A 24,509-nucleotide genomic window follows, 5' to 3' on the forward strand; every position below is an offset into this window, starting at 1 on the left:
GGTTTTCTGAATAGATAGAAAAAATAAAGTCCTGATGTTTCGTTTGTTTGAAACATCAGGACTTTTTGTTTTATGCTTGAAATATTTTTTGATAAGAAAACAATAGAATAGGGGGTTATTGTTTCTTCTCCAGTTCCTGAAGATTTTCCATCTTCTTCGATTCCAGGAATTCGTAAATGCCGCAGAGATGTTCGCGGACGCGACCATGACCGAACTCATAAACCTTGCTGACAAGACCATCGAGGAAATCGCGGTCGTGACTAACCACGATGAGCGTTCCGTCGAAATCGAGCAAGGCCTGTTTCAGCACATCCTTGGTCTTCAGGTCGAGGTGGTTGGTAGGCTCATCGAGAATCAGCAGATTCACCGGCTCCAGCAGCAGTTTGAGAATGGCAAGGCGGGTGCGCTCACCTCCCGACAATACTTTCACCTTCTTGGTAGAATCCTCTCCGCCAAACATGAATGCTCCCAGCAAATCGCGTATCTTGTTGCGGATTTCACCTTTGGCAACATCATCAATGGTCTGGAATACGGTAAGTTCGCCATCGAGCAGAGAAGCCTGGTTCTGGGCGAAATAACCTATCTGCACATTATGTCCCAATTCCAATTTTCCTTCGTTCTGAAGCTGACCCATGATACATTTCACAAGCGTTGACTTACCCTCTCCGTTTCTACCCACGAAAGCAATCTTGTCGCCTCTTTCTACGGTAAGATTTACGCCGCTGAAAATCTTCTTGTTATCAAACGACATCGCCACATCGCTCATCTGAACCGGATAAGCACCGCTTCGTGGGCTCGGCGGGAACTTGAGTCGAAGGCGACTTGTATCTTCTTCATCCACTTCGATAAGTTCCAGTTTCTCTAGCATCTTCACGCGGCTCTGCACCTGGAAGGTTTTAGAATAAGTGCCTTTGAAGCGTTCTATAAAGTCCTTGGTTTCAGCAATCATCTTCTGCTGTTCCTCATATTTCTTCATCTGCTGTTCGCGGCGTTCCTTGCGCAGTTCCAGATATTGGCTGTAAGTGGCTTTGTAGTCGTAGATGCGGCCCATGGTTACTTCGATGGTTCTTGTTGTAATGTCGTCAACGAATTTTCGGTCGTGGCTGATGACAACTACTGCTTTCGAACTGTTGATGATGAAGTCTTCGAGCCAGCCGATAGATTCGATGTCGAGATGATTGGTTGGCTCATCGAGCAGCAGTACGTCTGGCGATTTCAAGAGCAGTTTTGCCAGCTCAATCCTCATTCTCCATCCTCCCGAAAACTCGCTTGTAGGGCGGTTGAAATCAGAGCGCTCGAAACCGAGACCGAGCAGCGTCTTCTCTACATCTTCCTCGAAATGAGTCATGTCGATAGCGTAGAATTTCTCTGAGAGAGAGGATACTTTCTCAATGAGCTGCATGTAATCATCGCTGTCGTAATCGGTACGGGTGGTGAGCTCGTTGTTGATGCGGTCAATCTCAGCCTGCATTTCGTGCAGATGGGCAAACGCCTGACAGGTTTCCTCGAATACGGTTCTGCCGTCTTCGGTCATCAGATGCTGAGGCAGATAGGCGATGACGCAATCCTTGGGAGCGGAAACGGTGCCACGAGTAGCATTTCTCACACCGGCGATGATCTTAAGCAATGTGCTCTTTCCTGCGCCATTCTTTCCCATCAGGGCTATACGGTCCTTCTCGTTGATCTGGAAGGAAATGTCTTTGAATAGGGTGGTGCCGCCAAATTCTACGGTCAATCCATCAACTGTAATCATATTATTTTCTTCTTGTTCAAATTTTTGTTTCTTTAAGCAACTCCCCAGAATGCCCCGTTCCTGCCGTTTTCGGGTCTTCATTGATGACCAGCGCCTGCCATCATTTATGACCCGTGCTGGTCTTAATAGAAGACCTGAGCAAGGCACAAAAGGCTGTTCTTTCGATTGCCGGTGCAAAGATACAACATTTTTGGGCAGAATGCAAGCTTTTACCCTGACTTTCTTTCAGAGAAGTAGTGTAAGTGATTGATTGATACTGATTTCTATTGGCTTTTTAGCTGAACTTTATTACAGGTTAATGTAAATGGGGGTGAATGGGGGCATTGAGAACCAGAGTGGCAAGCGGTCATTTTCGGTCATGGTCATTTTCGGTCATTTTCAAAAAAGAGTTTGGTCATTTTGAGCTATAGTAAATATAAATATTATTTATATTATACTATAGGTGACCATTTTCTCCCCCGAAATAAAAATGACCGAAAATGACCATGACCGGAAATGACCGGATTATAATATTTGAGACTATGTGAAATGATGAAAGGTGAGATATGCTAAAGTGTTAATTGTTAGCACGATACGGAATTTATATATAGAATTACTTCAATAGTATTGGTGTAACCTAATCTATATCTGTCACTATATGATTATTGCCTTATTTGTACTCTAATGTCCTCTATTTACCTTTTGTTTCGGTCAAAAATATCTAAAATCGAAAGGGTTTTGAAGTCCGAGGATGGGCATTATTCACCCTTTGTAGAGGAGGTAAAACACCTTTCTAACCCTCTTATTTTGCGTTTTTCATTCGAAAAATCACTAAAAAGCACTGATTTTTGCCTCTTTTGGTTTCTGTTTTGGGTAGGTAAGGATAATTTACATTACTCAGACTGATTGCGTTTCTTGCTCCGTTTCTTTTAGCGGATTAAAAATCCGTAATTGTTCGATCTGTACGGTTGAAATTACCCAATACGCCCTGGGCTAAGAGCTTTTGGGCTTTCAGCCCGTCTTATACCACATCTGAATATTCTGTTTTCTTTACAAAACAATTCTGAATTGCCCCTAATGAACCCAATCTCAAAATCACGATTTTTCCCTATGTTTCATCACTTATTTCAAATTTTTACATGATTATGGAGCATTTTTAAACAAAAAAGACCTTGATTGCAGAACGCAACCAAGGTCTTCGGAGATGATATATTTAACCTATTGAAATCTCGCTAGATTAGATCTGCTCGCTCCAGTCCTCCTGGCTCTTACGAACGTAAGTCTGGTAACGGAGCTTAGCCATCTTCTCTGCCTGAGAGAAGAGCTCATCAGCCTCCTTAGGGAATGCCTTCTGTACAGAGAGGTAACGAACCTCACCGAGCAGGAAGTCGCGGAAGTTCTCCCAGTTAGGAGCCTTAGAGTCGAGTGTGAATGGGTTCTTACCCTCATCAGCCAACAGTGGGTTGTAACGCCACAAGTGCCAGTAACCGCACTCAACAGCCAACTCTTCCTCGTGCTGTGAACGACCCATACCGCCCTTACGCTTCAAACCGTGGTTGATACATGGTGCGTAAGCGATGATGAGTGATGGACCTGGATAAGCCTCAGCCTCGCGGATAGCCTTCAATGTCTGAGCATTGTCAGCACCCATAGCTACCTGAGCTACGTAGATGTAACCGTATGTAGTCTGCATCAAACCGAGATCCTTCTTGCGGATACGCTTACCCTGAGCAGCGAACTGTGCGATAGCACCGAGTGGAGTAGACTTAGAAGACTGACCACCAGTGTTAGAGTAAACCTCAGTATCGAGTACCAGGATGTTAACATCCTCACCAGAAGCCAATACGTGGTCGAGACCACCGTAACCGATATCATAAGAAGCACCATCACCACCGATGATCCACTGTGAACGCTTAACGAGGTAGTGATCCAAAGTCTTGAGCTCCTTGCAGATAGGGCAACCCTTCTCAGCGCCGGCAGCGATGAGAGGCTTCAACTCTGCAGCAGCCTCCTTAGAACCCTCAGAATCGTTCATGTTAGCCATCCACTTGTCAGCAGCAGCTACGAACTCAGCAGGAACATGCTCCTGAGCCTTAGCCTCTTCGAGCAAGTGAGCGATGCGCTCCTTCATCTTCTTGTTACCCATTACCATACCGAGACCGAACTCGCAGAAGTCCTCGAACAATGAGTTGTCGAATGCAGGACCCTGACCCTTAGCGTTCTTTGTATATGGAGTAGATGGGATAGAAGCTGAGTAGATAGAAGAACAACCAGTAGCGTTAGCAATCATCTGACGATCACCGAAGAGCTGAGAAATCAACTTAACGTATGGAGTCTCACCACAACCAGAGCAAGCACCAGAGAACTCGAACAATGGCTGAGCGAACTGAGAATTCTTAGGGCTCTGCTTGATGTCTACGAGATCCTGCTTAGAAGCTACCTTGTGTACGAGGTACTCCCAGTTAGCTGCTTCCTTGACCATATCCTCTGCGTCTACGTTGAATGGAACCATTGTCAACGCCTTCTCACCCTTCTTACCTGGGCAGACGTCAGCACAGTTACCACAACCCAGACAGTCGAGTACTGAAGTCTCGATGCGGAAGTGCATTCCAGCCAAAGCCTTAGGTGCCTTAACATCCTGAGTCTGGAGACCCTCGATGCCTGCGAGCTCCTCATCGGTCAATACGAATGGACGGATAGCTGCGTGAGGACAAACGAATGAACACTTGTTACACTGGATACAGTTCTCTACGTTCCATACTGGTACGAATGCCTCAACACCACGCTTCTCGAATGCTGCAGTACCGTTCTGCCATGTACCGTCAACTGTGTTGTGCTTAACGAAGTCAGAAACCTTCAAGAGGTCACCTGCCTGGCCGTTGATAGGACGAACGAGCTCCTTAACGAATGCTGGAGCGTTATCCTCCTTAGCCTCATCGTCAGCGAGGTTAGCCCAAGCTGGATCTACTGCCAACTGCTTGTACTCACCACCACGGTCAACAGCGCCGAAGTTCTTGTCAACAACGTCCTGACCCTTCTTAGAGTAAGACTTAACGATGAATGCCTTCATCTGCTCTACAGCGAGATCCAAAGGAATAACCTTTGTGATACGGAAGAATGCAGACTGGAGGATGGTGTTGGTACGGTTACCGAGACCAATCTCCTGAGCAATCTTAGTTGCGTTGATATAGTAAACAGTGATGTTGTTCTGAGCGAAGTAACGCTTTACCTTGTTAGGGATGAAGTTAACCAACTCCTCGCCGTCGAAGATAGTGTTCAACAGGAAGAAACCGTTCTTACGCAAACCACGTGTTACATCGTACATGTGGAGGTAAGCCTGTACGTGGCAAGCTACGAAGTTAGGAGTATTTACCTGATAAGCACTGTGGATAGGGCTGTCGCCGAAACGCAAGTGAGAGCAGGTGAAACCACCAGACTTCTTAGAATCGTAAGAGAAGTATGCCTGGCAATACTTGTTGGTATTGTTACCGATAATCTGAACTGAGTTCTTGTTAGCACCAACAGTACCGTCAGCACCCAAACCGTAGAACTTAGCCTCGAACAAGTCGTCGCCACCCATTGGGATTTCCTCCTCTTCTGGGAGAGAAGTGAATGTAACGTCATCAACGATACCTACAGTGAAGTGGTTCTTTGGCTGTGGCAACTCGAGGTTCTTGAATACAGCAACAATCTTAGCTGGAGTTGTATCAGAAGAACCGAGACCATAACGACCGCCAACGATCAATGGCTTGCGCTCGTCGTCGTAGAGAGCTGACTTAACGTCGAGGTACAATGGCTCACCCTCTGCACCTGGCTCCTTAGTACGGTCGAGAACAGCGATACGCTTAACTGTAGCTGGGATAGTCTTCTTCAAGAAGTCAACAGAGAATGGACGGAAGAGGTGAACTGCAACCATACCAACCTTCTTGCCCTGCTTGTTCAAGTAGTCGATAGCCTCGCGAGCTGGCTCTGTAGCAGAACCCATCAGGATGATGATGTTCTCAGCATCCTCAGCACCATAGTAGTTGAAGAGGTGGTACTCACGGCCAGTAATCTTAGTCATCTCCTGGCAGTACTTCTCTACTACCTCAGGGATTGCATCGTAGTAAGTGTTGCAAGCCTCACGGTGAGTGAAGAATGTCTCTGGGTTCTCAGCAGTACCGCGAGTAACAGGACGCTCAGGAGTCAAAGCACGGTTACGGAAGTCCTCGATGAACTCTTCCTTAACCAATGGACGGATGTCTTCCATATCCATCTCCTCGATCTTGTGGTACTCGTGAGAAGTACGGAAACCGTCGAAGAAGTTAATGAAAGGAACCTTTGTCTCCAATGTAGCCAAGTGAGGAACTGCAGAGAGGTCCATAACCTCCTGAACAGAACCTGAGCAGAACATAGCGAAACCTGTCTGGCGGCAAGCCATTACGTCCTGGTGGTCACCGAAGATACAAAGTGAGTGAGAAGCCAATGTACGAGCTGATACGTTGAACACGCAAGGGAGCAACTCACCAGCAATCTTGTACATGTTAGGAATCATCAACAACAAACCCTGAGAAGCAGTGTAAGTTGAAGTCAAGGCACCAGCCTGGAGAGAACCGTGAACTGCACCGGCAGCACCAGCCTCTGATTCCATTTCCTGGATAGAAACTCGCTGACCGAAAAGGTTCTTACGACCTTTGGCAGCCCATTCATCTACATGCTCCGCCATTGGTGATGATGGAGTAATAGGGTAGATAGCAGCAACCTCAGTAAACATGTAGCTTACGTGTGCGGCAGCTGTGTTACCATCACAAGTGATAAATTTTTTCTCTTTAGCCATTTTACTTTTAGATAAAATATTAAAAATGTTTTGTATTTAATTCATTCTTATTCTAATGTTCTTATTCTAATGTTGAGTGTTGAGTTAGGCTTGCGCCCTTATGTGTCTTCATGCTGGTGCCGTTAGGCAATTCAACATTCAACACTCCACATTCAACATTCCTTAATAAATGTTGAGTGTTGAGTTAGGCTTGCGCCCTTATGTGTCTTCATGCTGATGCCGTTAGGCAATTCAACATTCAACACTCCACATTCAACATTCCCTAATATAGGAAACCCAGAAGCCATAACGGAATCCTGTTGTCCTTGCCTACCTCGGTATTGTATCGGGCGTAGATGATGTCGGGATTGTTGCGCACCTTGTTTGGAGATTGCGCATCGCAGATTCTGAACTTCTTCTCACCGTCTACAATGAAGTAGTGGTCCTTGCCGGTCTGGCTTACCTTGTGGTCTTTCCAGACCGAGTTGACGAAGAATGTTTCCATTACCTCCTGCTTGTCTATCTTGATAGGATAGATGGCGTACATCAGGTTGGAGTTGTGCATCATCACCTTGGATGGTTTCTTTGGGAACTCCTGCCCGTTAGGGTAAATCATGTTGATGAGTCGCGCATCAGCAAGATACTTGATGTAGTTCATTACCGTAGCTCTACTGGTGTTGATCTCTTCGGCAAGCTGGCTCACGTTGGGAGCCTTGGCACCTTCTACAGCTAGCTGATAGAAGAGCCGCTTGATCTTGGTGAGATATTTCAGTTCGATTTGCTTGATGAGGAGGATGTCTACCTCGGTCATCATGTTCATTGTCTTTAGTAGATTCTCTGTGAAGTTGCGGTTCTCCAGGAAGAATGGATAGAATCCATGATGCAAGTAGTCCTGGAAGTATTTCATCGGGCTCACCTTGGGCAGTATCTGCTTGATGATGTGCTCGTGATTGCGCAAGATTTCATCGAGTGTATATGGCTGGAAACTGTTGCCAGTCTGCAGGTTGATAAACTCTCTGAAAGAGAAGCCTCGCAAATTATAGCTTTTCACGATTCCATTGAGCTCAGGATTCTCTTCCTTCAGTCTCATCACGCTGGAACCTGTGAACACGATTCTTAACTCTGGATAGAGGTCGTAGCATTTGCGCAGCTCCTTGCTCCAGTCCGACTGCTTGAAGACCTGGTCGATGAGAAGGGTTCTGCCGCCGTGGCGAACAAAGTCACCTGCAAAATCTGCGATTCCTCTGCTTTGAAAATAGAAATTGTTCATATTCACATACAGGCACTTGCGGTCTGTAGGGCCAAAGTGCTCCTTGGCATATTGAAGGAGGAATGTAGACTTTCCTACACCGCGTGTTCCCTTTATGCCAATCAAACGGTCGCTCCAGTCGATTTCGTCCATCAGAGTGCGTCTTACCGGTGCGTCCGTATGCTCTACGAGGTATGTATGTGTTCTGAAGAATGCTTCTTCCATGAGTTTATATCGTTTCTAATTGTTTTTACGATGCAAAGGTAATTAAATATTTCTAATTTGCAAACTCTAGATAGCAAAAAGTAACTTTTTTTTCATTATTTAGCACTTGTCTAAGTAAAAATGGGGTTTTTCTGCCCTTTTTTGCACTTTTCTTTATATCTTTGCACCATGAAATTACATATTTTCAATCCAGAACATGATTTGGCTTTGGCTGCAAATCTGAAACAGTTCACCGCGCCTCATGCGGGTAGACAACTTAGAAGTGATCTTGCTTTCATTCCGGCTCTTTGGGCGGAAGAGGGCGACCTCGTACTTGTGGATGATATTGATTTTGCGAAGAACAGGGTGCGCCATTTTGGGGCTGAACTGAACAGCAAGGTTGAATTCATCACCAAGCCTCAGCTGAAGCATCTGCTCAAGACTGAATTTCTGGACAGTGTTCATCCCTGGGGATGGAACCTGTCGCTGAAAGGTGAGTTGGAGCGTTTGGGAATGCCGGAGATTATGTTGCCGACTGATGCTGTATTAAATAAGGTACGCGAGGTGAGCAGCAGGCAATGGGCTGCCCTTCATCTGCAGCGAGGCGTGGAATATGTTACTGAGACGGCCCGCGTCAAAGAACTCATTCTCCAGCACGGCAAAGCTGTTGTCAAGGCTCCCTGGAGCAGTAGTGGGAGGGGAGTGAAATATGTGAGTGCTGAGGACTTCAGAACAGCCGGAGATTATCCTACCTTCGAAAGATGGGTGGCAAACATGATTTATCATCAGGGCGGCGTAACCGTAGAACCTCTATATAATAAGGTGAGAGATTTCGCCATGGAGTTTGAAATGAAAGATGGCAAGGCGCTCTATCGCGGTCTTTCGCTATTCGATACGATCAAGAATGCCTATTCGGGCAATGTGCTCTGCTCTGAAGATGATAAGGTGGAAATGATGAAACCGCTCATTAGCGAGGCTCAGCTTGCCGGAATCAGACAGCGCATCATCGAGGTAATGGAGCCGGCGCTGAAGGATATTTACAGTGGTCCGTTCGGCGTTGACATGATGATCTGCACGAAAGGGGAGAAGGATGAATTCTGCGAGGCTGTGCTGAATCAGGAAGGTGAGGACGTAAACAGAACCGGTCTGGGCGTGGTTCCTTGCATCGAAATCAATCTGCGCAGAACGATGGGTCATGTGGCAATCGATCTATACGAACATCTTGTGGCTAATTCGAGCGATGAGATGAAGACCAACAGGACGAACATCATGCGCGTGGAATATGATGGAAACAGATATCATCTCAGAATAAAGCCTGGCAGACCTTCGGAAGAGGCACCGCTGCATTGATTTTTTGTTAAGAACATAGATATTTTTTGTTAAGAAATAGTAAAATCGGCTTTTCCCGTGCAAGGATTAGCCGATTTTTCATTTTATCTTCAGATCTCACGATTCAGATTCCGATTCGGGAACTGCCTTTTAAAGAGGAACAGTCCCTTTTGGTTCAGGAGCGTTGAGTCATTAAAATGAACTAATAAATTAGAGAAATATGAACAAGAAAGTATTTAGTGCAGCTATTTTAGCTTCAGCTGCAATGGCAATGACTTCTTGCAGCACTAGCAAGAATGCACAGAATGAGAACGCAACAAAGGCAGAGAAGATAACGGAGGCAGAGGCTGCCCATCCGTCAGCAGATGAGGAAATGGACGAGAGTTATCTTATCCTCTCAGAGGCTCAGCAGAATATTGTGAAGAAGAACAACGATTTCGCTTTCAGACTCTATCAGCAGATCAGCGGCATGGATTCTGAGGTGGTTTCGCCAATGAGCATCGCCTATCTGATGGGAATGCTTGCAAATGGTGCCGACGGCAAGACTCAGCAGGAGATTCTGAAGGCAATCGGTTGCGAGGGCGTGAGTGTGAAGGAACTCAACGACTGTTATAAGGCGCTGATGCTTTCGGCTGGCAAGCTCGACAAGCAGACAACCGTAAATATTGCCAACTTTATCGCTATCAACAAGAATTTCACATTGAACAGCGATTTCGCTCGTACCGTGGCCGATTCTTATCAGGCTGGCGTGGAGAGCATGGACTTTACCTCTCCTAAATCTGCCACTCGCATTAATGACTGGTGCAAAAAGCAGACTAAAGGCATGATTCCTAGCATCATCGACCAGGTAGACCCAGCAGCCGTTTCTTACCTCCTGAATGCTATTTATTTTAATGGAATCTGGCAGGAGAAGTTTGATGCGAAGAATACCCACCTCGAGAACTTCAGCGGTTACACCCGCGATATTAAGAAGGTGAACATGATGCACCTGAACAAGAAGTTTGCCTATACAGAAAATGATATGTTGCAGGCTGTAGAGCTGCCATACGGAAATGGAAGTTATCAGATGACCGTTCTTCTTCCTAAGGCTGGCAAGAGCATCAGTGAGGTGATGAAGGAGATGGATGCAGATAAACTTCAGAAGTTGAGTAATGACATGGACCGTTGCCAGGTAGATTTAAAATTCCCTAAGTTTACCACAGAGATGGATTTGTCGCTCAACCAGATTATCAGTAAATTGGGAGCTCCAAGCATCTTCCAGCCAGGCACGGCAGATTTCAGCCGTTTTGCCAATGGCAGCTTCTACGTATCGAAGATGTTGCAGAAGGCAAAGATTGAGGTAAGCGAGCGTGGAACAAAGGCTGCTGCCGTAACAGCTGCTGTGATGCTGACCTCACTGGGTCCTAACGAGATGAAGCGTGTAGAATTTCATGCCAACCGTCCATTCGTTTATTTCATTACGGAACGTAATAGTGGCGCCATTCTCTTCATGGGTCAGTTCCTGGGAGAATAATAACAGAGAATTTGCAGGTTCTTAAAACTAGAAAAGCGAAAGCCAAGTCCGTAATCCGGAATCTGGCTTTCGCTTTTTTTATTTCGCTTAATTCACTTGTTTACTCCTGAAACTTTTCTATGAACTCATCCTCAGTAATGATTGGAATATTGAGTTCATGGGCTTTTTTGTTCTTCGAACTCTGCGAAGCAGCATCGTTGTTAATCAGGAAGTTAGTACTCTTGCTCACACTTCCCGTAACCTTGCCGCCCTGGCTTTCAATATAAGCCTTCAGCTCGTTGCGGTTCTTGTAATGATGCACATCTCCCGTTACGACGAAAGTCAGCCCCTGGCATTTATTTCCCGTTTCTACAGGCTCCTGCTCCTCGATAATTAGCTCGGACAGCAGATGCTGCACATGCTGGAAATGAACATCATCCTTGAACCAGGCGATAAATTTGGCACTCTTTTCAGGTCCAATGCCATCAATGCTTGCAAACTCATCATCGAACATGCTCAGGCGCGCCGTTTCTATCAGTTCCTTTACCTTGTAACGGCTGAGCAGTTTTTTAGCCACATCGCCGCCGCAGAGCGGAATATTCAAGGCGTAGAGCAGATGACGGCCATCAGTATGGCGGCTTTTCTCTACACTCTCCAGAAGATTGCTTACGCTCTTCTTGCCAAATCCTTCGAAACAGGAAATCTCGAACGCATAATTCTTCAGTTTGTAGAAATCTGCATATTCCCTGATAAAACCATGATTGATGAATTTCCAGACAGTCTGTTCTGAGATTCCGTCAATATTGATTCCTTCCTTGCTGACGAAGCGTGCAAATTTCTTAAGTTGTTTGGCTGGGCAGGCTGCATTGGTGCAATGGAGAGTCTTGGTGCCGCTCTCGCTCTCGCGCACTACGGATGGCGCATGGCAAACCGGACATTCGGCGGGAATGACAAAACTCCCCACAACCTCTGTAATATTGATTACCTTCGGGATAATCTTATTGGCCTTGATGACCTGCAGTCTGGTTCCCTTGTCGCCAATGCCCAGACGTTCGCATTCGCTTACATTGCAGAGCGAGGCACGCTGCACGGTGGTTCCTTCAAGTTCTACCGGTTTGAAAACAGCTACAGGCGTGATGGTGCTGGCTGCGCACGACCATTCGATGTGGTCGAGTACGGTGTCAGCATGTTCGTCTTGCCATTTGAAGGCAAATCCTGCCCTCGTAGCGTGGTGGCCTGTAACCGAACCGGTAGCTGCATAAGCCGTATCATCGTAGCAAATCACCAGTCCGTCTACCGGGAAAGGATTCTTCTTGCTTGTCACCTTCTCCGTAAACTTGTCTATTTCCAGCTGGATATTTTCTGTGGTAGGGTGGTCAATACGCTCACGTTCTACAGGATTCATCCCCAGGTCTTTCAGCATCTGCATGCGTTCGCCCCATGAGGTAAGTTCCCGCTCAGTATAAACCAGGGTGAACGGAATCCATTGGATGTGGCGCTGCTTCACCTCATCAATATCCTTCAGCGTGAGTGAGCCTGAAGCGAGGTTTCGTGGATTGGCGTAATCGCCTTCGCTTTCGATGATGAACTGTTCGAAATCAGAATACGAAATGACGGCTTCTCCTCTAACTACAAGATGTCCTTTCTCTGAAATGGTAGCAGGAATGCCTGAAATGGCTGGAGCCAAGTGGGTAATGTTGGTGCCGATGTGTCCGTTACCGCGGGTAACGATTTTGGTGAGTTTTCCGCCGTCATAGGTTACTACGAGGGTCAGTCCGTCCAGTTTCCATGAAATCCAGATAGGGCGGTCTTCTGCCCATTTTACAAGATCACTAACCTGTTTGGTCTTTGCCAGAGAGAGGGCGGCAAATTCATGCTCCTCTTTCTTTCCTACGATAGAATCTTCTGACACGCGATTAGTAGGGGAGTCAGGCAGAATTTCGCCTGTTTCCTCTTCCAATCTCTTGAGCTGGTCGAAAAGGGCGTCCCACTCATAGTCGGTCATGAGTTCGCCTTTTCCGTTATAATAACTATCCGAAGCTTGGTTGAGTCTTTCAACCAAGCTCTTCATCTGCAATAGTTTCTCTTCCATAATGAATGTTTGAGGATGTTAATAAAATGTTGTGTTTTTCGATGGCCAGAAATTATTCTGCAGGTTCCATGGCTATGGAGAGTTTTTCAAAGGCGAAACGCTGACCTCTGTTTCCTCCATAGTTTACACGTCCGCAGATGCAGAAACCCATCGAAGACAGAAGGTTAATCATCGGCGTATTGTCAAAGTTGGTGTCAACCTTGATGCTAGGTATTTTTTCTACCTCGCACATGCTGTTCACCTTACTGATGAAAATACGCGCCAAACCTTCACGCTGGAAACTAGGCAACGTGGCAAAGCGATGTATTACATAATAATCGCCATCGGTAATCCAGTTGCCTACTAATTTCTTATATTTGGGTTCACCATTCAATATGACTGCTCCATAGACAACCACCTCTTCGTTTACTGTCAGAACGAAGGCGTTGCCATTTTCTATGTCTTTTCTGATGTCTTTTTCTGATGGATATTCCTCAGTCCATTGGTGACGTCCCGATTCTATCATACTTTGGCGAGCCTGGTCGATGACTTTCCAGCAAGCAGCAAAGTCCTTAATATACGCCTGTCTGAAGTTTGTCTTCATATTAATTACGCTTTTATTATTCGGGTGCAAAATTAACAAAAAAAAACGAATTAAACTAAAAAACGGAGGAAAAACTTCACTTTTTTGTTCGTTTTCCTCCGTTTTTCTTGTTTTCTGCTCATTTTGAGCTATTTTTCCTTTGCTTTTTGCTAGGAAGCCGGGTGAATAAGATTCTACGCCAAACACTTGTCGAGCTCAGCAATGATAGCATCTTTCTGTTCCTTGATATGCTGACCGATGAATACGATTTTTATCATGCGGTCGCCCAATTCCTGATCCCATTCCTTCTGCAGCTGAGGGTTATTCATCAAGACCTGGGCGAGTTCGTCTTTCGGCATGGTAGCCAACCATTGGCCAGCCTGCTTTACAGTCTTCTGCTTGCCAGCCTGTTCGAACACGTAGCACATGTCGCGCTCATCATCGAAATAGCAGATTCCCTTGGCGCGAACCACGTCTCTAGGCCATTTTCTTGCTACGAAATCATCGAAGAGGCCCAGGTCGAAAGGTTTGCGGCGGTAGTAGACAAATGTACCGATTCCGTATTCCTCAACTTCTCCGCCTTCATGATCATGGTCATGATCGTGGTGATGATGATGGTGATGATGCTCATGCTCATCGTGGTCGTGGTCGTGGTCATGCTCATCGTGGTCATGATGATGATGCTCATGTTCGTCTTCCTCGCCATGATGGTGATGATGTTCATGTGCTTCTTCTTCATCATCTTCTTCATGCTCTTCGTTTCTTTCTGATTCAATCTCCTGAATCCAACCGGCTGAAGTGGATACGGTTTCCCAATCAAACTTCTTGGTGTTGACAATCAGATTCAAGTCAACGTCACCATAGTTGCATTCAAAGATTTCTGCCTTAGGCTGGATGGCGCGGATAATCTGCTTCAGGTGCTCCAGTTCCTTAGGTTCAACCTCTGCAGCCTTGTTCAGAAGAATGATGTTGCAGAACTCAATCTGCTGGATGACGAGCGAAGCTAGATCTTCCTCATCCATATTCTTCTTCATCAGGTCGCTGCCGTTGGAGAATTCATCCTTCATGCGCAAAGCATCTACTACGGTAACGATGCTGTCAAGACGCAGAATACCATTCTCGATGTACTGAGGACCGAGGGATGGGATAGAGCAGATGGTCTGTGCTATAGGAGCAGGCTCGCAGATTCCGGAAGCCTCGATGACAATGTAATCGAAACGCTTCATGTCTACAATTTCCTTGAGCTGTTCTACCAGGTCCATCTTCAATGTGCAGCAGATGCAACCATTCTGGAGAGAAACGAGCGAATCATCTTTCTGACCTACTACGCCACCTTTTTCTATTAGGGCTGCATCAATATTGACTTCACCAATATCGTTGACGATGACGGCAAACTTAATACCTTTTTCGTTAGCTAAAATCTTGTTGAGAAGGGTTGTCTTTCCACTACCCAGGTAGCCTGTCAAGAGCAATACAGGCACTTCCTTCTTTGTGTTCATATTAAAATATTTTAATGTTATACTTCTTAAACCCAGTCTGCTGATAATGCTGCTTTCTCGGGCAGCTGTCATCTGGCAGTCTGACGGTTTTGCGAAACTGCAAAGATTGTGCCACACCTTATTTTTTTGCCATCTTTTTTTTGTACACCCCTTTTTGTCAGTTATCTTGTGTTATTTTTAGGTTATATTTCATGTTTTTCTCATTTTTCTTTGGTGGTTTCAACTAGAAATAGTATATTTGCAGAGAAAATGTGTTTCAAACAGCACATTAACTTAATGAATAAACATGTTTAATATACATAAGTTAAGATGAAAAAGTTTAAGGTTTTAGTTCTGACAGTTGTGGCAGTCCTTGCGCTGTCATCTTGCGGCACTACTCAGACGGTGCCTCTGACCGGTCGCACTCATCGCATCTCTGTATCCGATGAGCAGGTTCTCAGTCTGTCTAATCAGGAATACACAAAGTACATGGCTTCTGCCAAGAAGTCGACCAATGCAGCCAATACGGCGATGGTTCAGCGGGTAGGAAAAAGACTTGCCAATGCTGTTGAACTCTATTTGAAGCAGAATGGATTTGAAGCCGACGTGAAGAATTATTCATGGGAATTCAACCTGGTACAAGATAAGTCTGCCAATGCATTCTGTATGCCTGGCGGTAAAATCGTGGTTTATGAAGGACTTTTGCCTTATACTCAGAATGAAACCGGTTTGGCAATCGTTTTGGGTCACGAAATAGCTCATGCTGTGGCTAAACATAGTGCTGAGCAGCTCACCAAACAGCAGAATCAGCAAACCGGTACAAGCATCCTGGGAACTGTATTGAACCAGACAGTAGGTAATGGTGTAGGTAATGTGGCAAGTGCAGTTGCCGGACAGTATTTCTCATTCCGCAATCTGAAGTATTCACGTGATAATGAAACCGAGGCAGATTACATGGGGCTTATCTTCGCTGCCATGGCTGGTTACGATCCTCAGCAGGCCATTCCTTTCTGGAAGAGAATGTCGCAGGGCTCAAGCAGCAATCAGAGTGATATTTTCAGTGATCACCCTTCAGACGCCAAGCGTATTGCTGCCTTGCAGAAGGAAATGCCTACCGCACTGAAGTATTATAAACCTCAGACAACTTTTAAGGTAGGTTCTACGAGCAAGACTTCTACAACCAGAAAGAAGACTACAACCCGCAGGAGATAAGGATTAGAAGAATCAAACTAAAACAGTTAAGTATGGAGTATTTATCTCATAACCTTTGGCTGATATGGACATCGGTGATGTTCATCTGCCTCATCTTAGAGTTGTCTTCGGGCGATTTCTATGTTACTTGTTTTGCCATTGGGGCGCTTATCAGCATTCCTGTGGCATTAGTAGGAGCACCTTTCTGGGTGCAGGTAGTGGTTTGGGCTATCTGCTCTATGCTTAGCATCTGGCTGGTTCGTCCGCATCTGCTGAAATCGCTACACAAGGGTGGGGAAGACCGCCGCAGTAATGCCGATGCGCTGGCAGGACAGATAGGGGAAGTGACCGAGATGATTCCTGCCGGAGGATATGGTAGAGTGAAACTGGATGGAGATGATTGGAAAGCGGAAGCTCCGCATCTTGCCGAACCGCTTGCTGTAGGCGATAAGGTTCGAATCTTAGGTCACGAATCTATCATCCTCAAGGTAGAAAAAGTTTAAGTAGGAAAATTTTGAATCAACATTATTCACTTAATCGTATAAACATCATGAACATAGGAATTTATGTGCTGGTGGCTCTAGTAGCACTTGCACTCGTAGTGGTTAAGAAAACCATCGTCATCATCCCTCAAAGTGAGACGAAAATCATAGAGCGTCTCGGACGATATTTTGCCACGCTCAAGCCGGGTATTAATGTCATCATTCCTTTCATTGACCATGCCAAGGATATTGTGTCTATGAGAAACGGAAGATACGTTTATACAAACAGCATCGACCTTCGTGAACAGGTTTATGACTTCGACCGTCAGAACGTAATCACTAAGGATAATATCCAGATGCAGATAAATGCGTTGCTCTATTTCCAGATTGTGGACCCATTCAAGAGTGTGTATGAAATCAACAATCTGCCAAACGCCATAGAGAAACTGACGCAAACCACCTTGCGTAATATAATAGGTGAGATGGAACTTGACCAGACTCTTACCTCCCGCGATACAATTAACACCAAACTCCGTGCAGTTTTGGATGATGCAACCAATAAGTGGGGAATCAAGGTAAACCGAGTAGAATTGCAGGATATTACACCTCCTGAGAGTGTGCTCCAGGCGATGGAAAAGCAGATGCAGGCTGAACGCAACAAGCGTGCTACTATCCTGACTTCTGAAGGTGAGAAGGAAAAGCAGCGCCTGCTCTCAGAAGGTGAGAAGGCTGCCATCGTGAACAAGGCTGAGGCTGCCAAACAGCAGGCTATCCTGAATGCAGAAGGTGAGGCTACTGCCCGCATCCGTAAGGCTGAGGCCGAGGCTATTGCCATTCAGAAGATTACGGAAGCTGTAGGACAGAGTACGAATCCAGCCAACTATCTCCTGGCCCAGAAATACATCAGCATGATGCAGGAAGTAGCACAGGGTAAGGATAATAAGGTGGTTTATCTGCCATACGAGGCAACCAATCTCTTGGGTTCTATCGGAGGAATCAAAGATCTTTTCAAGGGATAAAGACCTCTGAGTCAATGGATAATGCCCTTAGGCTCAAGATTGGCTCAAAAAAATAAAGCACTCTGAATATCAGTAAACTGTAACTTCAGTAAGTAAAAATATAAAACAGGATAAAAATGAAGAAAATCTGTATCGTTGCAGGTGCAAGACCTAACTTTATCAAGGTTGCGCCCGTAATTAGAGCAATTCGTAATGCTCAGGAAGCTGGTAACGAAATCAGCTATCAGTTGGTTTACACAGGAAAAGAGGATGATCCGACTTTGGAATCTTCTCTTTTCGATGACTTAGGCATTCAGAAACCGGATGCTTATCTCGGCGTAGACTGTCCAAACATGAACGAACTTACCGGACAGGTGATGGGTCAGTTTGAGCGCTATCTGCAGCAGAATGCTACAGATGTTGTCATTGTGGTTGATGATCTGGCTTCAACCATGGCTGTGGCAATTGTCACCAAGAAGCAGGGTGTGCAGCTTGCTCATATTGCAGCCGGAACCCGCAGTTTTGACATTACCATGCCAAAGGAAATCAACCGTCTGGTGATTGATGGCTTGTCAGATATTCTCTTTACCGCTGGCATTTCAAACAACAGCATCGCCAACAAGGAAGGTGCAGAATTGTCTAAGGTTTATATGGTAGGAAATGTGCTTATCGACAACATCCGCTTCCTTCAGTCTAAAATGCAGCGTCCTGAAGTCATGGACGAGTTTCATCTGAAAGAAGGCGAATATATGGTTTTGACCCTGAACCGCAAGGCCATCGTCAATAACATTGATGAGATGAAATCGCTCATTTCTGTCATAGATGAAGAGGCGCGCCAGGCTGGAGTGAAGGTGATTGCTCCGCTTCGAGGCAAAGCCTTGGGCTTCGTGCTCGCATTCAAGGCTTATCAGGAAGAGAGTAATCATCAGAGTGGAATCCAGGTGGTTCAGCCGCTCGATTATCTGTCGTTTGCTTATCTAACAGCTCACGCCAAAGGTGTGATTACCGATTCGGGTAATGTGGCTGAAGAAGCTACCTTCAATGGGGTTCCTTGCATTACGCTCAACAGCTATACTGAGCATATTGAAACTGTAAAGGTGGGTACAAACGAACTGGTTGCTGAAGATCCGGAGTTACTGAAGCAATCTATGCAGAAACTTCTGAAGGGTGAATGGAAGAAAGCGGGCATTCCTGACAGATGGGATGGCCGCTCAGCAGAAAGAATAGTCCAGATTCTCGCTGAATAGAATCTAAACTCATAGGTATAATCTCATGGAGAGAGATGATGCTATGTAAACTGATTCTTTTCAGAATAAACTTAGAGGTTCACTTCAATATCGTTATATTGAATAGTGAACCTCTTTCTTTTTATGCTTTGTCTTTTTCTTAAGCCAAAGCTATCTTTTATCTTTTTCTTAACTTAAAACCATCCTTTTCCTTAATCTTTTTCAGGCGCTTTTGGCACAGGATAGTCGTATTGCTTGAAATAGGACGGCGTCTTATTATCATACCATACTCCTTCTACGTTTAAACCGATAGAGAAAGTCTTTTTGGAATTAGTGTATCTTACACCGGCTCCTAAAACGTTGGCGCCAGGTACTCCCATTCCGTAACCACCCGGCATGATTCCTCTTCCCATACCCCAAGGATACATTCCGTAGCCCCAAGGCGAATAACCGTAGGGACCATCGCCATAACGGCCGTAGAGAGAATTGTAATTGTTGGCTACACTAAGCTGACCGTAAACGTAAGCCTCCCAATGCTCATTAAACTGGTAGCCCAGAATGCCGTAGACTCCACCGTCATGATAACTGTCTCCACCATAGTTTACGTTGTTGATATAAGTGCCCAGAGCCAACCAGAGTTTGTTGTCTTTGGTGAGTGGCGTTAGGTAGGTTGCATCGATGGTCTGGGTGAAACCGCCTCTGTGAGGCACATTCTTGCCGAATGTGGCAAAGGCAGAAAGGTCTACCGAGAGATTCAATCCCTTGTGCAGCCCCCAGCCATAGCCCAACGGATAACTCAAGCTGTTGGTAAGGTTGGAGATGGGATTATTATAATAGGTGCTGTCTAGCAAAGTATCACCCAGCAATCCGTTTTTGCCGAGAGTTTCTCTTTTATCTGATAGTCTGGCAGGAGTCATATATGCATTCTTCACCGGTTTTCCCTGATAAATCATAGGTTTTCCTGCCTGGTAAACCGTATCGCCAGGCAGCAACCATTCTTCGCGCGGACTGTCCGGACTGTGCAATGGTCCGAAGCTTACCTGTTGCTGTGCACTTGTTTCTGTAGTGAGGAAAGTGCAAAAAGCGATGATAATATATGTTTTTTTCTTCATAATTGATTGCATTTTCTGTCTTCTGCTGCAAAGATATGAAGAATGTATGAAACAAAGTAACTTTTCCCGCATAAAAAATTATTTTTTTAGAATAAAATCATTATCTTTGCATCCGATAACATAAATAGATGTAAAATTATACAAAAATATGAAGAAGATCATCAGATTATTGACACTCGCTCTTCTTACGGTGCCTGTTACGACATTCGCTCAGAGTGAAGGCAATCAGAACACATCAGAACCAGCCGGAAAAGTTGTGGCGTCTAAGCCCGATTCTCTGCTCGACTGGGAAACACCGCACGATCCAACTTGCCCTCAGGTGTTGCTGGAAACATCGATGGGCAACATTCTCGTGGCTCTCTACAACGATACTCCCAAGCATCGGGATAATTTCCTGAAACTTGTCAATTCGGGCTATTATGACGGTTGCATCTTTCAGCGTGTCATCAAGAATTTCATGATTCAGGGTGGCGATTATTCATGCAGAAAGGTGAACATGGAAAAGCCGCAGAAGTTTGATGTAAACTATACGGTTCCGGCAGAAATCATCTATCCTAAATATTATCATAAGCGCGGACAGCTCTGTGCTGCTCGCGAAGGAGATGATGAAAATCCAACCAAAGCTTCGGCGCCTACTGATTTCTACATCACCTGGGGCAGAAATTTTTCTCCACGGCAGATGGAATATTATGTAGAAAAACTGAAACGGGAAGGCAAGTATTACGCCATTCCTTCAGAACAGTTGCAGAAGGGCTACATCAAGCATGGTGGTGTTCCTCACCTTGACAACGGCTACACCGTGTTCGGAGAGGTGCTTGAAGGCATGGATGTGGTTGATAAGATTCAGAATGTGGCTACCGATAAGGCAAACAACGACAGGCCTCTCACGGATGTCATCATCCTGAAAGCCAAGCAGATGAAGTAACTTTCGGATGGTAAACTGAAGAAATAAGTAACTGAGCCCATTAAAAGGGAAAAATCGATAAGTAAAAATATTAATTACGAGAAAAATGAAGTCATTAAAGGAATTATATAGAATAGGTAAGGGACCATCGAGCAGTCATACGATGGGGCCTCAGCGTGCTGCCAAACTTTTTCTGGAGCGTTGCCCTAACGCTTCTTATTATGAAGTAACCCTCTATGGAAGTCTGGCTGCTACAGGTAAAGGGCACATGACTGATGTGGCAATAGAAGAAGTGCTCAGACCTCATAAAACTGTGAATATTATCTGGCAGCCACAGACTTTCCTGCCTTATCATCCCAACGGAATGAAATTTGTGGGCAAGGATCTGAACGGCGATGTTATTGATGAATGGACCGTTTACAGTATTGGTGGTGGAGCCATATCAGATGGTACTGCCGGCAACGAAGAGCTGGGCGCCAAGGATGTTTATGATCTGAACAAGCTCGCCGACATCAAGCAATGGTGCTATGATAACGGACGCTCATTCTGGGAGTATGTTGAGAAATGCGAATCGGAAGATATCTGGGATTATCTCGACATGGTTTGGCAAACGATGAAGCAGAGCATCAGAAATGGTTTGGATCATGAAGGTGTTTTGCCTGGTCCGCTGAAGCTACAGCGTAAGGCTGCCACCTATTATATAAAGGCGAAGGGTTACCGTGCTTCCCTGCAGAGCCGCGGCTTGGTTTATGCTTATGCGCTGGCTGTGAGCGAAGAGAATGCTTCGGGTGGCACAATCGTTACAGCTCCTACCTGTGGCGCCTGTGGTGTATTGCCAGCTGTACTCTACCACATGTTTACTTCTCATGATATGAGTGAACAGCGCATCTTGAGAGCCTTGGCTACAGCCGGATTGGTGGGCAACATCGTAAAGCAGAATGCTTCTATCAGCGGTGCTGATGTAGGTTGCCAGGGCGAGGTAGGTGTTGCCTGCGCCATGGCTTCGGCTGCAGCCTGTCAGCTTTTCGGAGGCAGTCCGGCTCAGGTAGAATATGCTGCCGAAATGGGATTGGAGCATCATCTTGGAATGACCTGCGACCCAGTTTGCGGACTGGTTCAGATTCCTTGCATCGAGCGAAATGCCTTTGCTGCCGCCCGAGCTTTGGATGCAGACCTCTACGCTTCCTTCTCAGATGGCCATCATACCGTATCTTTCGACCGTGTTGTTGAAGTAATGCGACAGACGGGTCATGACCTACCTTCGCTTTACAAGGAAACAAGCGAAGGCGGTTTGGCAAAGGGATTCCCAAGAGACATTTAACCATGAGATTCAGTTTCCGAAAGTGAACTCTACACGCCCTGTAAGAGTAAAAAGCTTTGATTATACCTTGATGCAACGAAGCTTTGCCCTTGCAGGGCGTGATGTGTATGGGGCTTTCAGACCTTTCTTATATTTTGGCACGCTATTTGTAAGCCCCCTTGCCAAATATTAAATAGTAAATACGAATAAAAACATTTTATATTATGGCACAGAAAGGTAATATTGGTGTAACGACAGAGAACATTTTCCCTGTCATCAAGAAATTCTTATATTCAGATCACGACATCTTCCTCCGTGAGATGGTTTCAAACGCCGTAGATGCTACACAGAAGTTGAAGACTCTTGCAGCTCAGGGCGATTTCAAGGGCGAGATAGGCGACACAACCGTTCGTGTCTCTCTCGATGAGAAGGCTGGAACCCTGACTATCAGCGACCATGGTATAGGTATGACTGAGGAGGAAATCGATAAATATATCAACCAGATTGCATTCTCTGGCGTAACCGACTTCCTCGACAAGTATAAGGAGAATGCCAACGCCATCATCGGCCACTTCGGTCTCGGCTTCTATTCTTCTTTCATGGTAGCCAGCAAGGTAGAAATCATCACTAAGAGCTACAAAGAGGGAAGCAAGGCAGTAAAGTGGAGCTGCGATGGTTCACCTGCTTTCGAAATCGAAGATGCTGACAAGGCTGAGCGTGGTTCAGACATCATCCTCCATATTGCTGATGATTGCAAGGAATTCCTGCAGAAGAGCAAGATTGAGGAGCTTCTGAACAAGTACTGCAAGTTTATGGCAGTGCCTGTAGCCTTCGGCAAGAAGACCGAGTGGAAGGACGGCAAGAATGTGGAGACAGATGAGGATAACATTATTAATAATGTGGAGCCTCTCTGGACCAAGACTCCTAGCACCTTGAAGGATGAGGACTACAAGAAGTTCTATCACACCCTTTATCCAATGCAGGACGACCCGTTGTTCTGGATTCATCTGAATGTAGACTTCCCATTCAATCTCACGGGTATTCTCTACTTCCCACGCATCAAGAGCAGCATCGACATGCAGCGCAACAAGATTCAGCTCTATTGCAACCAGGTGTTCGTAACCGACCAGGTAGAAGGCATTGTACCAGAATTCCTCACATTGCTTCATGGTGTAATCGATTCACCGGACATTCCGCTGAACGTTAGCCGCAGCTACCTGCAGAGCGACAGCAACGTGAAGAAAATTTCTACCTACATCACCAAGAAGGTAGCCGATCGTTTGAACTCTATCTTCAAGGAGAACCGCAAGGAGTTTGAAGAGAAATGGGATGATCTCAAGATTTTCATCAACTACGGAATGCTCTCTCAGGAAGATTTCTACGAGCGCGCAAAGGACTTTGCACTTCTGAAAGATGTTGAGGGCAAGTACTTTACTTTCGAGGAGTACAAGACGCTGATTAAGGACAACCAGACCGATAAGGACGGCAACCTGGTTTATCTCTATGCCAACAATAAGGAAGAGCAGTATTCTTACATCGAAGCTGCCAAGCAGAAGGGCTATTCTGTACTCCTGATGGAAGGTCAGCTCGATACGCCGATGGTAAACATGCTGGAGCAGAAGTTGGAGAAGAGCCGCTTTACACGTGTTGACGCCGACATCATCGACCGCCTCATCGTAAAGGAAGATGCTAAGAAGACCGATTTGAGCAAAGAGCAGTCTGACAACTTGACAGAAGTATTCCGCTCTCAGATGCCTCAACTTGACAAGACAGAATTCTTTGTTGAGATTCAGGCTTTGGGCGAACAGAACCAGCCAGTGCTCATCACTCAGAACGAGTACATGCGCCGTATGAAGGCGATGAGCCAGTTCCAGGCAGGCATGAACTTCTACGGTCAGATGCCAGACAGCTACAACATCGTACTGAACTCAGACCATGCTCTGGTAAAGAAGGTATTGGAAGATGCTGAGGCCAACACTGCTGAAACATTGAAGCCAATCCTTGCAGAAATCAAGGGTCAGGAAGCTCGCCTTGCCGTACTCCATCAGGAGCAGAACAAGAAGAAGCCTGAAGAGATTACCCAGCAGGAGAAGGATGATGTTCACAACACAGAGAAGGCCATCAGCGATGAGAAGGCTAAGCGCAACGAAATCATCTCGGGTTATGCTAAGAACAACAACATTGTTCACCAGCTCATCGACCTCGCCCTGCTTCAGAATGGTATGTTGAAGGGTGCTTCGCTCGACGCATTCCTCAAGAGAAGCGTTGACATGATCAAGTAATCCAACCTGTAAAGGGTTTGAATTAAGAAATAAAACTTTGCGATGCGTAACATTTCATGTTACAAATTGTTTCTATCATAT

Annotated in this window: 16 protein-coding genes; 9 read left to right on the plus strand and 7 right to left on the minus strand. The window is 45.7% G+C overall.

Annotated features, from left to right (window positions below; all coding sequences use genetic code 11):
- Positions 1-115: 115 nt before the first annotated feature.
- The 3 genes from ONT19_RS04075 to ONT19_RS04085 form a co-directional block, all read right to left on the minus strand.
- On the minus strand, positions 116-1,753 hold the full coding sequence (locus ONT19_RS04075; protein ID WP_264952222.1) for an ABC-F family ATP-binding cassette domain-containing protein: 1,638 nt from the start codon (positions 1,751-1,753) through the stop codon (positions 116-118).
- A 1,216-nt stretch (positions 1,754-2,969) separates the two neighbouring features.
- Positions 2,970-6,548, minus strand: coding sequence for a pyruvate:ferredoxin (flavodoxin) oxidoreductase (gene nifJ / locus ONT19_RS04080; protein ID WP_118190767.1), 3,579 nt, complete (start codon positions 6,546-6,548; stop codon positions 2,970-2,972).
- Between the two features lie 262 nt (positions 6,549-6,810).
- Positions 6,811-8,001, minus strand: coding sequence for an ATP-binding protein (locus tag ONT19_RS04085; protein WP_264912668.1), 1,191 nt, complete (start codon positions 7,999-8,001; stop codon positions 6,811-6,813).
- A gap of 168 nt (positions 8,002-8,169) precedes the next feature.
- On the opposite strand from ONT19_RS04085, the gene ONT19_RS04090 reads away from it, so the two are divergent.
- Together ONT19_RS04090 and ONT19_RS04095 are read left to right on the plus strand one after the other, a co-directional pair.
- A complete protein-coding gene (locus tag ONT19_RS04090) occupies positions 8,170-9,330 on the plus strand; it encodes a hypothetical protein (RefSeq protein WP_118415376.1) in 1,161 nt (386 codons plus the stop codon).
- A 199-nt stretch (positions 9,331-9,529) separates the two neighbouring features.
- On the plus strand, positions 9,530-10,822 hold the full coding sequence (locus tag ONT19_RS04095) for a serpin family protein (protein ID WP_264952221.1): 1,293 nt from the start codon (positions 9,530-9,532) through the stop codon (positions 10,820-10,822).
- A gap of 100 nt (positions 10,823-10,922) precedes the next feature.
- Here ONT19_RS04095 and ligA read toward each other — a convergent pair whose 3' ends face one another.
- The 3 genes from ligA to ONT19_RS04110 all read right to left on the minus strand — a co-directional run bounded on the left by ligA (position 10,923) and on the right by ONT19_RS04110 (position 14,954).
- A complete protein-coding gene (gene ligA / locus ONT19_RS04100) occupies positions 10,923-12,893 on the minus strand; it encodes an NAD-dependent DNA ligase LigA (protein ID WP_264952220.1) in 1,971 nt (656 codons plus the stop codon).
- 52 nt (positions 12,894-12,945) lie between these two features.
- A complete protein-coding gene (locus ONT19_RS04105; RefSeq protein WP_117694785.1) occupies positions 12,946-13,476 on the minus strand; it encodes a GNAT family N-acetyltransferase in 531 nt (176 codons plus the stop codon).
- A 173-nt stretch (positions 13,477-13,649) separates the two neighbouring features.
- Positions 13,650-14,954 carry a CobW family GTP-binding protein gene (locus tag ONT19_RS04110; protein ID WP_264952219.1) on the minus strand — a complete coding sequence of 435 codons (1,305 nt, stop codon included), beginning with the start codon at positions 14,952-14,954 and terminating at the stop codon, positions 13,650-13,652.
- A gap of 309 nt (positions 14,955-15,263) precedes the next feature.
- On the opposite strand from ONT19_RS04110, the gene ONT19_RS04115 reads away from it, so the two are divergent.
- The 4 genes from ONT19_RS04115 (at position 15,264) to ONT19_RS04130 (ending at position 18,851) form a co-directional block, all read left to right on the plus strand.
- Positions 15,264-16,145 (plus strand): M48 family metallopeptidase, encoded by an 882-nt coding sequence (locus ONT19_RS04115; RefSeq protein ID WP_117694783.1) that lies wholly within the window; start codon positions 15,264-15,266, stop codon positions 16,143-16,145.
- Positions 16,146-16,177: 32 nt separating this feature from the next.
- Positions 16,178-16,627 carry an NfeD family protein gene (locus ONT19_RS04120; RefSeq protein ID WP_217314627.1) on the plus strand — a complete coding sequence of 150 codons (450 nt, stop codon included), beginning with the start codon at positions 16,178-16,180 and terminating at the stop codon, positions 16,625-16,627.
- A gap of 47 nt (positions 16,628-16,674) precedes the next feature.
- Positions 16,675-17,625 (plus strand): SPFH domain-containing protein, encoded by a 951-nt coding sequence (locus tag ONT19_RS04125; protein WP_117694779.1) that lies wholly within the window; start codon positions 16,675-16,677, stop codon positions 17,623-17,625.
- A gap of 116 nt (positions 17,626-17,741) precedes the next feature.
- Positions 17,742-18,851, plus strand: coding sequence for a UDP-N-acetyl glucosamine 2-epimerase (locus ONT19_RS04130; protein WP_022120200.1), 1,110 nt, complete (start codon positions 17,742-17,744; stop codon positions 18,849-18,851).
- A gap of 191 nt (positions 18,852-19,042) precedes the next feature.
- Here the strand turns inward: ONT19_RS04130 and ONT19_RS04135 are convergent, their stop codons facing one another.
- Complete coding sequence (locus tag ONT19_RS04135; protein WP_264952218.1) at positions 19,043-19,942, minus strand: hypothetical protein; 900 nt, start codon at positions 19,940-19,942, stop codon at positions 19,043-19,045.
- A 148-nt stretch (positions 19,943-20,090) separates the two neighbouring features.
- On the opposite strand from ONT19_RS04135, the gene ONT19_RS04140 reads away from it, so the two are divergent.
- The 3 genes from ONT19_RS04140 to htpG all read left to right on the plus strand — a co-directional run bounded on the left by ONT19_RS04140 (position 20,091) and on the right by htpG (position 24,428).
- Positions 20,091-20,867: a peptidylprolyl isomerase gene (locus ONT19_RS04140; protein WP_264952217.1), complete on the plus strand. Its 777-nt coding sequence runs from the start codon at positions 20,091-20,093 to the stop codon at positions 20,865-20,867.
- A gap of 85 nt (positions 20,868-20,952) precedes the next feature.
- Complete coding sequence (locus ONT19_RS04145) at positions 20,953-22,167, plus strand: L-serine ammonia-lyase (protein WP_119238171.1); 1,215 nt, start codon at positions 20,953-20,955, stop codon at positions 22,165-22,167.
- A 203-nt stretch (positions 22,168-22,370) separates the two neighbouring features.
- Positions 22,371-24,428, plus strand: a complete 2,058-nt coding sequence (gene htpG / locus ONT19_RS04150; protein ID WP_022120204.1) for a molecular chaperone HtpG — start codon at positions 22,371-22,373, stop codon at positions 24,426-24,428.
- Positions 24,429-24,509: the final 81 nt, after the last annotated feature.

Origin of the sequence: Segatella copri (assembly GCF_026015625.1) — a bacterium.
GTDB classification, from domain to species: Bacteria; Bacteroidota; Bacteroidia; order Bacteroidales; family Bacteroidaceae; genus Prevotella; species Prevotella copri_H.

Excerpts from the sequence above, each read along its gene's own strand:
- htpG (WP_022120204.1), top strand. The coding sequence starts at position 22,371 with ATGGCACAGAAAGGTAATATTGGTGTAACGACAGAGAACATTTTCCCT.
- nifJ (WP_118190767.1), bottom strand. The coding sequence starts at position 6,548 with ATGGCTAAAGAGAAAAAATTTATCACTTGTGATGGTAACACAGCTGCC.
- ONT19_RS04135 (WP_264952218.1), bottom strand. The coding sequence starts at position 19,942 with ATGAAGAAAAAAACATATATTATCATCGCTTTTTGCACTTTCCTCACT.
- ONT19_RS04075 (WP_264952222.1), bottom strand. The coding sequence starts at position 1,753 with ATGATTACAGTTGATGGATTGACCGTAGAATTTGGCGGCACCACCCTA.
- ONT19_RS04120 (WP_217314627.1), top strand. The coding sequence starts at position 16,178 with ATGGAGTATTTATCTCATAACCTTTGGCTGATATGGACATCGGTGATG.
- ONT19_RS04130 (WP_022120200.1), top strand. The coding sequence starts at position 17,742 with ATGAAGAAAATCTGTATCGTTGCAGGTGCAAGACCTAACTTTATCAAG.
- ONT19_RS04115 (WP_117694783.1), top strand. The coding sequence starts at position 15,264 with ATGAAAAAGTTTAAGGTTTTAGTTCTGACAGTTGTGGCAGTCCTTGCG.
- ONT19_RS04125 (WP_117694779.1), top strand. The coding sequence starts at position 16,675 with ATGAACATAGGAATTTATGTGCTGGTGGCTCTAGTAGCACTTGCACTC.
- ONT19_RS04085 (WP_264912668.1), bottom strand. The coding sequence starts at position 8,001 with ATGGAAGAAGCATTCTTCAGAACACATACATACCTCGTAGAGCATACG.
- ONT19_RS04140 (WP_264952217.1), top strand. The coding sequence starts at position 20,091 with ATGAAGAAGATCATCAGATTATTGACACTCGCTCTTCTTACGGTGCCT.
- ONT19_RS04095 (WP_264952221.1), top strand. The coding sequence starts at position 9,530 with ATGAACAAGAAAGTATTTAGTGCAGCTATTTTAGCTTCAGCTGCAATG.
- ONT19_RS04090 (WP_118415376.1), top strand. The coding sequence starts at position 8,170 with ATGAAATTACATATTTTCAATCCAGAACATGATTTGGCTTTGGCTGCA.
- ONT19_RS04110 (WP_264952219.1), bottom strand. The coding sequence starts at position 14,954 with ATGAACACAAAGAAGGAAGTGCCTGTATTGCTCTTGACAGGCTACCTG.
- ONT19_RS04105 (WP_117694785.1), bottom strand. The coding sequence starts at position 13,476 with ATGAAGACAAACTTCAGACAGGCGTATATTAAGGACTTTGCTGCTTGC.
- ONT19_RS04145 (WP_119238171.1), top strand. The coding sequence starts at position 20,953 with ATGAAGTCATTAAAGGAATTATATAGAATAGGTAAGGGACCATCGAGC.
- ligA (WP_264952220.1), bottom strand. The coding sequence starts at position 12,893 with ATGGAAGAGAAACTATTGCAGATGAAGAGCTTGGTTGAAAGACTCAAC.